Source organism: Pseudomonas sp. ok266 (assembly GCF_900110195.1).
Lineage (GTDB): Bacteria > Pseudomonadota > Gammaproteobacteria > Pseudomonadales > Pseudomonadaceae > Aquipseudomonas > Aquipseudomonas neuropathica.
Window position 1 is genome coordinate 692,990 of sequence record NZ_FOCU01000001.1, and the last position, 13,613, is coordinate 706,602.

Sequence of the window (13,613 nt, forward strand, 5' to 3'; positions counted from 1 at the left end):
TTGCTCGCGAAAGCGGTGTGTCAGCCAGCATTGATGTTGACTGACACGGCCTCTTCGCGAGCAAGCTCGCTCCCACAGGGTTCTTCGTCATATTGAGGACTGTGTCTGTCAGGGCATTTCCAGCCATGTCGTAAACGCACCTTTGCGTGGCGCGCGCAGGCATTTGAGCTGTCTGCGCCGGTCATACCATCGGCATCAAAGGGCACTGCCTTCAATGCCAGTGCCTTACCGAGACGAATGGCGCACAGATGCCGCTGGGAGAGACGCGATGTTCAGCAAGCAAGACCAGATCCAGGGTTACGACGATGCACTGCTGGCGGCGATGAATGCCGAGGAGCAACGTCAGGAAAATCACATCGAGCTGATCGCGTCGGAGAACTACACCAGCAAACGCGTCATGCAAGCGCAAGGCAGCGGCCTGACCAACAAATACGCCGAAGGTTATCCGGGCAAGCGCTACTACGGTGGCTGCGAGCATGTGGATAAAGTCGAAGCGCTGGCCATCGAACGCGCCAAGCAACTGTTCGGCGCCGATTACGCCAACGTCCAGCCGCACTCCGGTTCTTCGGCCAACAGCGCCGTGTACCTGGCGCTGATCCAGCCGGGCGACACCATCCTCGGCATGAGCCTGGCCCACGGCGGGCACCTGACCCACGGCGCTAAGGTGTCGTCTTCGGGCAAGCTCTACAACGCCGTGCAGTACGGTATCAACACCGACACCGGGCTGATCGATTACGACGAAGTCGAGCGTCTGGCCGTTGAGTCCAAGCCGAAAATGATCGTCGCCGGTTTCTCCGCTTACTCGAAGACGCTGGACTTCCCGCGCTTCCGTCAGATCGCTGACAAGGTCGGTGCGCTGCTGTTTGTCGACATGGCCCACGTTGCCGGTCTGGTCGCCGCCGGTCTATACCCGAACCCGCTGCCGTACGCCGACGTGGTCACCACCACCACGCACAAAACCCTGCGCGGTCCACGTGGCGGCTTGATCCTGGCCAAGTCCAACGAAGAGATCGAGAAGAAGCTCAACGCTGCCGTGTTCCCTGGCGCCCAGGGCGGCCCGCTGATGCACGTCATCGCCGGTAAAGCCGTGTGCTTCAAGGAAGCGCTGGAGCCAGGCTTCAAGGCGTATCAGCAACAGGTGATCGACAACGCTCAGGCGATGGCCCGCGTGTTTATCAAGCGTGGCTACGATGTAGTGTCCGGCGGCACCGACAACCACTTGTTCCTGGTCAGCCTGATCCGTCAGGGCCTGACCGGCAAAGACGCCGACGCCGCCCTTGGCCGCGCGCACATCACCGTCAACAAGAACGCCGTGCCCAACGACCCGCAATCGCCGTTCGTGACCTCGGGCCTGCGCATCGGCACCCCGGCCGTCACTACTCGCGGCTTCAAGGTGACCCAGTGCGAAGTGTTGGCCGGCTGGATCTGCGACATCCTCGACAACCTCGGCGATGCCGATGTCGAGGCCAATGTTGCCCAGCAAGTGTCGGCCCTGTGCGCAGACTTCCCGGTTTATCGCTGAGCGTTCTGGAGTAAATGACTATGCAACGCTATTCGGGCTTCGGCCTCTTCAAACACTCCCTCAGCCACCACGAAAACTGGCAGCGCATGTGGCGCACGCCAACGCCGAAGAAGGTCTACGACGTGGTCATCGTCGGCGGCGGCGGGCACGGTCTGGCGACGGCTTACTACTTGGCCAAAGAACACGGCATCACCAACGTCGCCGTGGTCGAGAAGGGCTGGCTGGGCGGCGGTAACACCGCGCGCAACACCACCATCGTGCGGTCCAACTACCTGTGGGACGAGTCGGCGCACCTCTACGAACACGCGATGAAATTGTGGGAAGGCCTGTCGCAGGATCTCAACTACAACGTGATGTTCTCCCAGCGTGGCGTCTACAACCTGTGCCACACCCTGCAGGACATCCGTGATTCCGAGCGTCGGGTCAGCGCCAACCGCCTCAATGGCGTCGATGGCGAACTGCTCAACGCCAAGCAAGTCGCTGACGAGATTCCGTACCTCGACTGCTCGAAAAACACTCGCTACCCAGTGTTGGGCGCGACTGTTCAGCGTCGCGGCGGCGTTGCCCGTCACGATGCCGTGGCCTGGGGCTTTGCCCGTGCCGCTGACGCCCTCGGTGTCGACTTGATCCAGCAGACCGAAGTGATCGGCTTCCGCAAGGAAAACGGCGTGTGCATCGGTGTCGAAACCAACAAGGGTTTCATTGGGGCCAAGCGCGTCGGTGTGGTCACGGCCGGTAACTCCGGGCACATGGCCAAACTCGCCGGTTTCCGTCTGCCGATCGAATCCCACCCGCTGCAAGCGCTGGTGTCCGAGCCGATCAAGCCGATTATCGACAGCGTGATCATGTCCAACGCGGTGCACGGTTACATCAGCCAGTCTGACAAGGGCGATCTGGTGATCGGCGCCGGTATCGACGGCTACAACGGCTACGGCCAGCGCGGTTCGTATCCGGTGATCGAGCACACCATCCAGGCCATCGTCGAGATGTTCCCGGTGCTGTCGCGGGTACGCATGAACCGGCAGTGGGGCGGCATCGTCGACACCACGCCGGACGCTTGCCCGATCATTTCGAAAACCCCGGTCCCGAACATGTTCTTCAACTGCGGTTGGGGCACCGGCGGCTTCAAGGCCACACCTGGCTCGGGCAACGTGTTTGCCGCGAGTCTGGCCAAGGGTGAAATGCACCCGTTGGCCGCCCCGTTTTCCATCGACCGTTTCCACAACGGCGCACTCATCGACGAACACGGCGCTGCTGCCGTCGCCCACTAACAGGAGAAATCCCCATGTTGCATATCTTCTGTCCTCACTGCGGCGAACTGCGCTCCGAAGAGGAATTCCACGCATCCGGTCAGGCGCACATTCCGCGCCCGCTCGACCCTGGCGCCTGCACCGACGAGGAGTGGGGCGACTACATGTTCTTCCGCGATAACCCGCGCGGTCTGCACCACGAACTGTGGGATCACGTTGCCGGTTGCCGCCAGTACTTCAACGTCACCCGCGACACCGTGACCTACGAGATTCTCGAAACCTACAAGATCGGCACCAAGCCGCAATTCACCGACAAGGCTGATTCGGCGAAAACAGCCACGACGGCGCTGGGAGAGAAGGTATGAGCCAGACCAATCGCCTGTCCAACGGTGGACGGATCGACCGCAACAAAGTGCTGAGCTTCACCTTCAACGGTCAGAGCTACAAAGGCTTCGAGGGTGACTCGCTGGCCGCCGCACTGATCGCCAACGGCGTCGACATCATTGGCCGCAGCTTCAAGTATTCGCGTCCTCGCGGGATCTTCGCCGCCGGTGCCGAAGAGCCGAACGCGGTGCTGCAGATCGGTGCTACCGAAGCCACGCAGATTCCCAACGTGCGCGCCACGCAACAGGCGCTGTATCAAGGTCTGGTTGCGACCAGCACCAACGGTTGGCCGAGCGTCAACAACGACATGATGGGTATTCTCGGCAAGGTCGGCGGCAAGCTGATGCCGCCGGGTTTCTACTACAAAACCTTTATGTACCCGCAGTCGTTCTGGATGACCTACGAGAAGTACATTCGTAAGGCTGCCGGTCTGGGCCGTTCGCCGACCGAGAATGATCCGGACACCTACGACTACATGAACCAGCACTGCGACGTGCTGATCGTCGGTGCTGGCCCGGCCGGTCTCGCCGCTGCCCTGGCCGCTGCGCGCAGCGGTGCCCGAGTGATTCTTGCCGATGAGCAGGAAGAGTTCGGTGGCAGCCTGCTCGATTCCCGCGAAAGCCTCGACGGCAAACCGGCGATGGACTGGGTCGCCAGCGTCATCACGGAACTGAAGAACACCCCGGATGTGCTGCTGTTGCCGCGCGCCACGGTCAACGGTTACCACGACCACAACTTCCTGACCATTCACGAACGCCTCACCGATCACCTCGGCGACCGTGCGCCAATCGGTCAGGTGCGTCAGCGTATTCACCGTGTTCGCGCCAAGCGTGTGGTGCTGGCGACCGGTGCTTGCGAGCGTCCGCTGGTTTACGGCAACAACGATGTGCCGGGCAACATGCTTGCCGGTGCGGTGTCGACTTACGTGCGTCGTTACGGCGTAGCACCGGGCAAGAAGCTTGTCCTCAGCACCAACAACGATCACGCCTACCGCGTGGCACTGGATTGGCTCGACGCCAGTCTGCAAGTGGTGGCCATCGCCGATGCGCGCAGCAATCCGCGTGGTGCGCTGGTGGAAGAAGCCCGCGCCAAAGGCATCCGCATTCTCACCGGCAGCGCCGTGATCGAAGCCCGTGGCAGCAAGCGCGTCACCGCTGCTCGTATTGCCGCGATCGATGTCAAAGCGCACGCCGTGACCAGCCCGGGCGAATGGCTCGACTGCGATGTGATCGCCAGTTCCGGCGGTTACAGCCCGGTCGTTCACTTGGCCTCGCACCTCGGTGGCAAGCCGACCTGGCGTGAAGACATCCTCGGTTTCGTGCCGGGCGAAGCACCGCAGAAGCGCGTGTGCGTTGGTGGCATCAACGGCGTGTACGGTCTCGGCGATTCGCTGGCTGACGGTTTTGAAGGTGGCGTGCGCGCTGCCGCTGAAGCCGGTTTCCAGACCGTCGAAGGCGTGCTGCCAAAAGCCCTCAGCCGTCACGAAGAACCGACGCTGGCGCTGTTCCAGGTGCCGCATGAAAAGAATACCGCACGGGCGCCGAAGCAATTCGTCGACCTGCAAAACGACGTGACCGCCGCCGCCATCGAACTGGCAACCCGCGAAGGTTTCGAGTCGGTCGAGCACGTTAAACGCTACACCGCACTGGGCTTCGGCACTGATCAGGGCAAGCTCGGCAACGTCAACGGTCTGGCCATCGCGGCCCGCTCGCTGAACGTGACCATCCCGCAGATGGGCACCACCATGTTCCGTCCGAACTACACGCCGGTGACTTTCGGCGCCGTGGCCGGTCGTCATTGCGGGCACATCTTCGAACCGGTTCGTCACACCGCGCTGCATGCCTGGCATGTGAAGAACGGTGCCGAGTTTGAAGACGTCGGTCAGTGGAAACGTCCTTGGTACTTCCCGAAAAACGGTGAAGACCTGCATGCCGCCGTGAAGCGCGAATGCAAAGCCGTGCGCGACAGCGTCGGCCTGCTCGACGCCTCGACCCTCGGCAAGATCGACATTCAAGGCCCGGATGCCCGCGAGTTCCTCAACCGCGTGTACACCAACGCCTGGACCAAACTCGACGTGGGCAAGGCCCGCTACGGTTTGATGTGCAAAGAAGACGGCATGGTCTTCGACGACGGTGTCACGGCGTGCCTGGCGGACAACCATTTCGTCATGACCACCACCACCGGCGGCGCGGCGCGCGTGCTGCAGTGGCTGGAGCTGTACCACCAGACCGAATGGCCGGACATGAAGGTTTACTTCACCTCCGTGACTGACCACTGGGCGACCATGACCCTGTCCGGGCCGAACAGCCGCAAGCTGCTCAGCGCCGTGACCGACATTGATCTGAGTAACGAAGCGTTCCCGTTCATGACCTGGAAAGAAGGTCTGGTCGGCGGCGTGCCGGCGCGGGTGTTCCGCATCTCGTTCACCGGTGAGCTGTCGTACGAAGTCAACGTCCAGGCCGACTATGCGATGGGCGTGCTGGAGAAAATCGTCGAGGCCGGCAAGCAGTACAACCTGACCCCGTACGGCACGGAAACCATGCACGTCCTGCGTGCCGAGAAGGGCTTCATCATTGTCGGTCAGGACACGGACGGCTCGATGACCCCGGACGACTTGAATATGGGCTGGTGTGTGGGTCGCACCAAACCGTTCTCGTGGATCGGCCAGCGTGGGATGAACCGTGAAGATTGCGTGAAGGATCAGCGTAAGCAGTTGGTCGGCTTGAAACCGATCGATCCGAACGTGTGGCTGCCGGAAGGTGCGCAACTGGTGTTCAACACCAAGCAGGCGATCCCGATGACCATGGTCGGCCACGTGACGTCCAGCTACGCGCACAACTCCCTCGGTTATTCGTTTGCCATGGGTGTGGTCAAGGGCGGTCTGAAGCGCATGGGTGAGCGGGTGTTTGCACCGCTGGCCGATGGCAGCGTGATCGAGGCGGAGATTGTTTCTTCGGTGTTCTTCGATCCGAAGGGTGATCGCCAGAACATTTGACACTGATCGTTCCCACGCTCTGCGTGGGAATGCATCCCGGGACGCTCCGCGTCCCAAGAGCGGACGCAGAGCGTCCATGGCGGCATTCCCACGCAGAGCGTGGGAACGATCAAGAATTCAGGAAGGTGCTTTATGACCACAGCCAATGTTTACCAACAACGCCCGACCACCGGCGCCAAGGCCGAGTCGTCGCTGCACCATGCCGACCTCGCCAGCCTGGTCGGCAAGGGCCGCAAGAACGCCGGCGTGATCGTGCGGGAAAAGAAACTCCTCGGTCACCTGACCATTCGTGGCGATGGCCACGATGCCGCGTTCGCCGCCGGTGTGCACAAGGCCCTGGGTATCGAACTGCCCGGCGCTCTGAGCGTGATCGTCAAAGGTGAAACCAGCCTGCAATGGATGGGCCCGGACGAGTGGCTGCTGATCGTGCCAAGCGGTGAGGAATTCGCCGCCGAACAGAAACTGCGTGAAGCCCTGGGCGATCTGCACATCGCGATCGTCAATGTCAGCGGCGGCCAGCAAGTGCTCGAACTGAGCGGGCCGAACGTGCGTCAGGTGCTGATGAAGTCCACCAGCTACGACGTGCACCCGAACAATTTCCCGGTGGGTAAAGCGGTCGGCACGGTGTTTGCCAAGTCGCAGTTGATGATTCGCCATACGGCGGAAGACACTTGGGAATTGCTGATTCGTCGCAGCTTTTCGGATTACTGGTGGTTGTGGTTGCAGGATGCTTCGGCTGAGTACGGGTTGAGCGTTCAGGCCTGAAAGATCAAGAGCTGCCCCCTCACCCCAGCCCTCTCCCCCAGGGGGGAGAGGGGAAAGGGAGCAGATTTGTAGAGTTTTCGAGCCTGAGTTCGCCGCGATATTTCAGGTCGGCGTGGCTCGAAACAACACCTCACCCTAGCCCTCTCCCTCTGGGAGAGGGCTAGGGTGAGGGAAAAACCTGACACCCCGCACAAGAACAGGAGTCACCGCACCATGAGCCGCGCCCCAGACACATGGATTCTGACCGCCGACTGCCCCAGCGTCCTCGGCACGGTGGACGCGGTGACGCGTTTTCTGTTCGAGCAGGGCTGCTACGTCACCGAGCACCACTCGTTCGATGACCGCCTCTCCGGGCGTTTCTTCATCCGCGTGGAATTCCGTCAACCCGACGGTTTCGACGAGCAATCCTTCCGCGCGGGTTTAGCCGAACGTGGTCAGGCCTTCGGCATGGTCTTCGAATTGACCGCGCCGAACTACCGGCCGAAAGTGGTGATCATGGTCTCCAAGGCCGATCACTGCCTCAACGACTTGCTCTACCGCCAGCGCATCGGCCAGTTGTCGATGGATGTGGCGGCGGTGGTGTCCAACCATCCGGATCTCAAGCCATTGGCCGACTGGCACCAGATTCCCTACTACCATTTCCCCCTCGACCCCAACGACAAACCGTCGCAGGAACGTCAGGTGTGGCAGGTGATCGAAGAGTCCGGCGCTGAACTGGTGATCCTCGCCCGCTACATGCAGGTGCTGTCGCCGGAGTTGTGCCGCAAGCTCGATGGCAAGGCGATCAACATTCATCACTCGCTGCTGCCGGGTTTCAAAGGCGCCAAGCCGTATCACCAGGCCTACAACAAAGGCGTGAAACTGGTTGGCGCGACGGCGCATTACATCAATAACGATCTCGACGAAGGGCCGATCATTGCCCAAGGCGTCGAGGCGGTGGATCACAGTCATTACCCTGAGGATCTGATTGCCAAGGGGCGGGATATTGAAGGACTGACACTGGCCCGTGCTGTTGGATATCACATCGAAAGAAGGGTTTTCCTCAACGCCAATCGCACGGTCGTTCTTTAGATCGCTTTCGCGAGCAAGCTCGCTCCCACATTGGAACGCATACCCCTGTGAGAGCGAGCTTGCTCGCGAAGAGGCCATAACAGGCAACACATAAACAGCATCTGTACCCGAGCACTTAACGCGCTGCCTGCCTGGGCAACGCGGTTCCATAAAAACAACAGCGAGGTGAAAGCATGTCTGGCAATCGTGGTGTGGTGTATCTCGGCGCTGGCAAGGTCGAAGTACAGAAAATCGACTATCCGAAAATGCAGGACCCGCGCGGTCGCAAGATCGAGCACGGGGTCATTCTCAAAGTGGTTTCCACCAACATCTGCGGCTCCGACCAACACATGGTGCGCGGCCGTACCACGGCGCAGACCGGTCTGGTGCTGGGTCACGAAATCACCGGCGAGGTGATCGAAAAAGGCTCCGACGTCGAAAACCTGAAAATCGGTGACTTGGTCTCCGTACCGTTCAACGTGGCTTGCGGGCGCTGCCGTTCCTGCAAAGAGCAACACACAGGCGTCTGCCTGACCGTCAACCCGGCCCGTGCCGGCGGTGCTTACGGTTATGTCGACATGGGCGACTGGACCGGTGGCCAGGCTGAATACGTGCTGGTGCCGTACGCCGACTTCAACCTGCTGAAACTGCCGGATCGCGACAAGGCCATGGAGAAAATCCGCGACCTGACCTGCCTCTCCGACATCCTCCCAACCGGCTACCACGGCGCCGTCACTGCCGGCGTTGGCCCGGGCAGCACCGTTTATATCGCGGGCGCCGGCCCGGTCGGTCTGGCCGCTGCCGCTTCCGCGCGTCTGCTCGGTGCGGCGGTGGTGATCGTCGGCGACGTCAACACCATCCGCCTGGCGCACGCCAAGGCACAGGGTTTTGAAATCGTCGACCTGTCCAAGGACACGCCGCTGCACGAACAGATTGCCGCACTGCTGGGCGAACCGGAAGTGGATTGTGCAGTGGACTGCGTTGGTTTCGAAGCTCGCGGCCATGGCCACGACGGGGTCAAAGCCGAAGCGCCGGCCACCGTGCTCAACTCGCTGATGGGCGTGGTGCGTGTTGCTGGCAAGATCGGTATCCCGGGTCTGTACGTCACCGAAGATCCGGGCGCCGTCGACGCCGCCGCAAAAATGGGCAGCCTGAGCATTCGCTTCGGCCTGGGCTGGGCCAAGTCGCACAGCTTCCACACCGGGCAAACCCCAGTGATGAAGTACAACCGCCAACTGATGCAGGCGATCATGTGGGATCGCATCAACATTGCTGAAGTGGTAGGCGTGCAGGTGATCAGCCTCGATCAGGCGCCGGAAGGTTACGGCGAGTTCGATGCGGGCGTGCCGAAGAAGTTTGTGATTGATCCGCATAAGTTGTTTAGTGCGGCGTAAGGTTTTACACAATAGAAAACGGCGCCATTGAGGCGCCGTGTTTCATGGGGGGCGGGAATTTCCTTCCGCTTTTACTCAATTTCTACTTCTTCCGCTTGCAGTCCTTTCTGCCCTTTAGCAGCAATGTAACTAACGAACTGTCCTTCCTTCAAAGTCTTGAACCCGTCAGCCTTGATTGCTTTGAAATGAACGAAGAGGTCATCGCCGCCATTCTTCGGCGTTATGAAACCAAACCCCTTTTCATCGTTGAACCACTTGACCGTGCCACTCTCTCTACCTGCCATGTCTTTGCTTCCTGCTTCGATTGATTGGTTAAAATATTTACAAAACTACAGAAGAATGAGGATGTTTGAGAAAGTCCTCGTCCTGAGCCAGTTTTATATCGACTGCGTAATATTGACCGTTATCACCACGCACAAGGTCATAAGTAACCTTCTGCCCCGCTTTGATGTATTTGATGATCGGATCGTCCGGGCTGATGCAAAAGATGATCGGCGGGACATCTGATTCGAGCAGTTGATCGCGCGGACTGAGTTGCTTCTCCATCACCGTATCTCCCGTTGAATGACCGTTAATTGCACCTCGCTTTCTTCGAACAATTGACACACCAGCAGCCTATTCCAGCCCGGATCGCTAGACACCTGTCAGATCTGACAGGTGTCTAGTTCTTTTTGAAATATTGATTTTCACGACAAGCAATTAACGACCTAAAAAGATCTCAGCCCTCGGGTTGTTTCGCGGATTTGAAGTCTTGCGGGGAGGTCAGCCTCGATCAGGCGTTGGAAGGTATGGCGAGTTCGATACGGGTGTGCCGAAGAAGTTTGTGATTTGATCCGCATAAGTTGTTTAGTGCGGCGTAATGCTTGAGCGCAATACAAAACGGCGGCCTCAGGTTCGTCGTTTTTTGTTGAAATCCAAGGTAAAAAGCTACCCTCATCGGAACGCCGCCCGCCCAGCCCTCTCCCTAAGGGAGAGGGGGAAAGGGAGCAGATTTGCGTTGTTATCGGGCCCGAGTTCGGCTCGGTAATTCAGGTCGATGAAACTCGAGAGAACACCACGGTCAGTCCCCTCGCCCTCTGGGAGAGGGCTAGGGTGAGGGGCTTTGTTTCATAGGGCCGCCAAAGCCCCCTGATAAAGAACTGGCCCTGTCGGCTGCCCGGTCGGCGAACCACCTTTCGGCTCAAGACTTACCGCCAGCGCAATCGGTTTACCGATCAAGGCTTTCTGCGCTTCGCTCAGCTCAACCTTGCCTTTGCCTCCCGCCGGAATAACGCCGAGGGAAATCGGTTTGCCATCCGCCGGAATCGCCCACAGTTCCAGACTACGATCCGCATCAACCGCCGCCAGCGTCAGCGGCTCAACTTGCAGATAATCCGCATGCGCTTCGACCTTCAGCGCCGGTTGCGCATCGGCGGTCAGCAGCGTGGCGCGGTAGCGGGCGTCGTCGCGGTTGTACAGCGAGCCGAGGAGCACCAGCACGGCAATGGAGCAGATCGCAGCGGTGAGTCGCAGCCAGTTCCAGAATGGCCGTTTTTCAGGCACATGCAGAACCTGTGGTTCGATGCGCGCGGTGATGCCGTGCCACACGCGGTCGGGCACCGGATGTTCCGGCAGCGCTTCGGTGAGAGTGGCGAGGCTTTCCTGCCATTGCGCCAGTTCAGCCCTTAATGCCGCGTCATCCAGTAGCAACTGTTCAAAGCGCCGCCGCGCAGGTGCAGACATCAGGCCGATGGCGTAATCGGCAGCGAGGGCGCGGCGCAGGGCAGGGGTCTGGTAGTTCATGATTCAAGGCACCGGCGCAGGCGTTCCATGCCACGGCGAATCCACGATTTGACTGTCCCCAGTGGCGTGGCGAGATGTTCGGCGAGTTCCGTGCACGACAGTCCTTGAAAGTAGGCCACGGTGATTGACTGGCGCTGCATGCTTTCGAGGGTTTCGAGGCATCGGTTCAGCGCGTTGGCCTCGCGGGCGCTGTTCAGTTGCTCGTGAGCCGAGGGGCTTTCGTCCGGCAGTGTGTCCTGTTCCAGATCAGTCAGTGGCCTTTCGCGATGTTTGCGCAACTGATCGATGGCCTGATTACGGGTGATGTTGATCATCCAGGTCAGCGGCGCCGACAGGTGCGCTTCGTAGCGCGAGGCGTTGTTCCAGATGCGCACGAAGCTTTCCTGCAGCACTTCCTCGGCCAGATCGGTGCGGCGCATAAACCGCAGAGCGACACCATGCAGACGCGGGCCGACGCTGCGGTACAGCGTTTCGAAGGCGCGACGATCGCCCAGTGCACACTGGGCCAACAGCTGGCGCAACTGATCGGTGTCGGCGATGGAAATGACGACTCTCCAGGCAAAGGTAGAGCGACGAGGGCTGGGCTCGGACTGTTCACAGGCTAGTTCAGTGATAGCGGTTGTGCCATTCATCGCGAAGGTGTCCGGGATTTCACGTTTTATATACGCAGGCCGGACGAAAATGGATGCGCCGCGCCGGAACATGCCGGCGGATACCCGGTCAAACCGGCAGTTTCACTGCCCGTGCAACGGGTGGTTTTCACAGCGCAAGAGGATGTCTGAATGAAGATTTCACGCGGTATTGCCTTGGCTTCACTGATGACCCTTGCGGCCAGCCCGGTGTTCGCCGGTTTCAGTCTGGACGACGTGACCAAGGCGGCTTCGAGCATGCAGGGCGGCAACGCTGCCACCGCCGCGGCGCCGACCTCGGAAACCGCCGGTCTGCTGCAAGCCGTCACCGGTCTGGGGGTTACCCCTCAACAAGCCGTCGGCGGCACCAGCGCCATGCTTGGCCTGGCCAAGAACCAGTTGAGCAGCACTGATTATTCACAGTTGGCCAAAGAAGTACCGGGCATCGACAAACTGTCGGGCGGTGGCGGCAACCTGGCGGCGCTGAGCGGCTTGTTGGGCTCGTCGGGCAAGTCAGCCGGACTCGAAAACGCGCTGGGCAACGTCAAGGACACCAATGACCTGAACAATGCCTTCGGCGCGCTGGGCATGGACAGTGGCATGGTTGGCCAGTTTGCCCCGGTGCTGCTCAAGTACTTGGGTGAACAGGGCGTCGGCGGCCCGCTGCTGCAAAGCCTCGGCAGCATCTGGGGCGCCGGCACCGGTAGCTGATTCAGCCGCGTTCGCCGCGCAGTTCGGCGATGCGCTGATCCTTCTCGTTCCAGAGCTGGTTGACCCAGCTCTGGACCGTTTGACGAAACGCCGGATCATTCTCGTAATCACCCTGCCACAGCGCCGGGTCGAGTTCGCGGGTCTTGATATCGATGATCACGCGCGGCACGTTGCCGCTGATCAAATCCCAGAAGCCCGGTATGTTCGCCTGTGGATAAACCACCGTGACGTCGAGAATCGCATCCAGTTGTTCACCCATCGCCGCCAACACAAACGCCACGCCGCCCGCCTTGGGCTTGAGCAAGTGCTTGAACGGTGATTGCTGCTGGGCGCTTTTTGCCGCGGTGTAGCGGGTGCCTTCCAGATAGTTCACCACGGTCACTGGCTGACGCTTGAACAGCTCGCAGGCCTGTTTGGTGATTTCCAGATCCTTGCCGGCCAGCTCCGGGTGCTTCGCCAGAAACGCCTTGGTGTAGCGCTTCATGAACGGGTAATCCAGCGCCCACCACGCCAGCCCCAGAAACGGCACCCAGATCAGTTCTTTCTTAAGGAAGAATTTGAAGAACGGCGTGCGCCGGTTGAGGGTTTGGATCAGCGCCGGAATGTCGACCCACGACTGGTGGTTACTGACCACCAAATACGAAGTGTCACTGCGCAAGTCTTCGCCACCGCGAATGTCCCACTGAGTGGGGATGCACAGGCGGAAAATCAGCTTGTCGATCTCGGCCCAGGTCTCAGCGATCCACATCACCGCCCACGAGGCGTAATCGCGCCAGCGGCCGGGGGCGACCAGTTTGAGCAGAGCAAATACCAGCAACGGCCCGATCAAGATCAGGGTGTTGAGCAACAGCAGCAGGGTGACGAAACAGCCGGTGAGCAGGCGGCGCATAAGCAACTCTTTGCAAACGGATGGGCGCGCCATGATAAGCAGCTTCGCGCGACAGGCCAAATCGGTGGTGACGAATGTTTCACTTCAGTCGCGTTAACCTGATCGTTCCCACGCTCTGCGTGGTAACGCCGCCCGGGACGCTCCGCGTCCCTGTGACGCAGAGCGTCACTGGATGCATGCCCACGCAGAGCGTGGGAACGATCAAGCGCGCAACGGTCTAAAATCCCGTTGCCCAACCTCTC

The 13,613-nt window shown here is 60.3% G+C and carries 13 protein-coding genes; 8 read left to right on the plus strand and 5 right to left on the minus strand.

Annotated elements, in window-relative coordinates; genetic code table 11:
* Positions 1-268: 268 nt before the first annotated feature.
* The 7 genes from glyA (at position 269) to fdhA (ending at position 9,360) form a co-directional block, all read left to right on the plus strand.
* Complete coding sequence (glyA, locus tag BMY54_RS03255; protein ID WP_093429913.1) at positions 269-1,522, plus strand: serine hydroxymethyltransferase; 1,254 nt, start codon at positions 269-271, stop codon at positions 1,520-1,522.
* Positions 1,523-1,542: 20 nt separating this feature from the next.
* A complete protein-coding gene (locus tag BMY54_RS03260) occupies positions 1,543-2,793 on the plus strand; it encodes a sarcosine oxidase subunit beta (RefSeq protein WP_034155011.1) in 1,251 nt (416 codons plus the stop codon).
* Between the two features lie 14 nt (positions 2,794-2,807).
* A complete protein-coding gene (locus tag BMY54_RS03265) occupies positions 2,808-3,137 on the plus strand; it encodes a sarcosine oxidase subunit delta (RefSeq protein WP_007913119.1) in 330 nt (109 codons plus the stop codon).
* The gene (locus BMY54_RS03270) at positions 3,134-6,151 is read left to right on the plus strand and encodes a sarcosine oxidase subunit alpha (protein ID WP_093429914.1); all 3,018 of its coding nucleotides are present in this window, start codon (positions 3,134-3,136) and stop codon (positions 6,149-6,151) included. Before BMY54_RS03265 ends, BMY54_RS03270 begins: the two co-directional genes overlap by 4 nt.
* A 132-nt stretch (positions 6,152-6,283) precedes the next feature.
* Positions 6,284-6,916 (plus strand): sarcosine oxidase subunit gamma, encoded by a 633-nt coding sequence (locus BMY54_RS03275; protein WP_008086919.1) that lies wholly within the window; start codon positions 6,284-6,286, stop codon positions 6,914-6,916.
* 213 nt (positions 6,917-7,129) lie between these two features.
* Positions 7,130-7,987, plus strand: a complete 858-nt coding sequence (purU, locus tag BMY54_RS03280) for a formyltetrahydrofolate deformylase (RefSeq protein ID WP_064589552.1) — start codon at positions 7,130-7,132, stop codon at positions 7,985-7,987.
* Between the two features lie 173 nt (positions 7,988-8,160).
* Positions 8,161-9,360 carry a formaldehyde dehydrogenase, glutathione-independent gene (gene fdhA, locus BMY54_RS03285; RefSeq protein ID WP_093429915.1) on the plus strand — a complete coding sequence of 400 codons (1,200 nt, stop codon included), beginning with the start codon at positions 8,161-8,163 and terminating at the stop codon, positions 9,358-9,360.
* A gap of 71 nt (positions 9,361-9,431) precedes the next feature.
* Here fdhA and BMY54_RS03290 read toward each other — a convergent pair whose 3' ends face one another.
* The 4 genes from BMY54_RS03290 to BMY54_RS03305 all read right to left on the minus strand — a co-directional run bounded on the left by BMY54_RS03290 (position 9,432) and on the right by BMY54_RS03305 (position 11,774).
* A complete protein-coding gene (locus BMY54_RS03290) occupies positions 9,432-9,644 on the minus strand; it encodes a cold-shock protein (RefSeq protein ID WP_093429916.1) in 213 nt (70 codons plus the stop codon).
* 37 nt (positions 9,645-9,681) lie between these two features.
* Entirely contained in the window at positions 9,682-9,906 is a 225-nt protein-coding gene (locus BMY54_RS03295) for a hypothetical protein (RefSeq protein ID WP_007909992.1), read from the minus strand.
* 561 nt (positions 9,907-10,467) lie between these two features.
* Entirely contained in the window at positions 10,468-11,142 is a 675-nt protein-coding gene (locus BMY54_RS03300) for an anti-sigma factor (protein ID WP_093429917.1), read from the minus strand.
* A complete protein-coding gene (locus BMY54_RS03305) occupies positions 11,139-11,774 on the minus strand; it encodes an RNA polymerase sigma factor (protein ID WP_093429918.1) in 636 nt (211 codons plus the stop codon). The genes BMY54_RS03300 and BMY54_RS03305 overlap by 4 nt, the downstream gene beginning before the upstream one ends.
* A gap of 150 nt (positions 11,775-11,924) precedes the next feature.
* Here BMY54_RS03305 and BMY54_RS03310 point away from each other — a divergent pair, with 150 nt between their 5' ends.
* Positions 11,925-12,482 (plus strand): DUF2780 domain-containing protein, encoded by a 558-nt coding sequence (locus tag BMY54_RS03310; protein WP_093429919.1) that lies wholly within the window; start codon positions 11,925-11,927, stop codon positions 12,480-12,482.
* 1 nt (position 12,483) lies between these two features.
* On the opposite strand, the gene BMY54_RS03315 is transcribed toward BMY54_RS03310, so the two are convergent.
* Entirely contained in the window at positions 12,484-13,371 is an 888-nt protein-coding gene (locus BMY54_RS03315) for an acyltransferase (protein WP_093429920.1), read from the minus strand.
* Between the last annotated feature and the right edge of the window lie 242 nt (positions 13,372-13,613).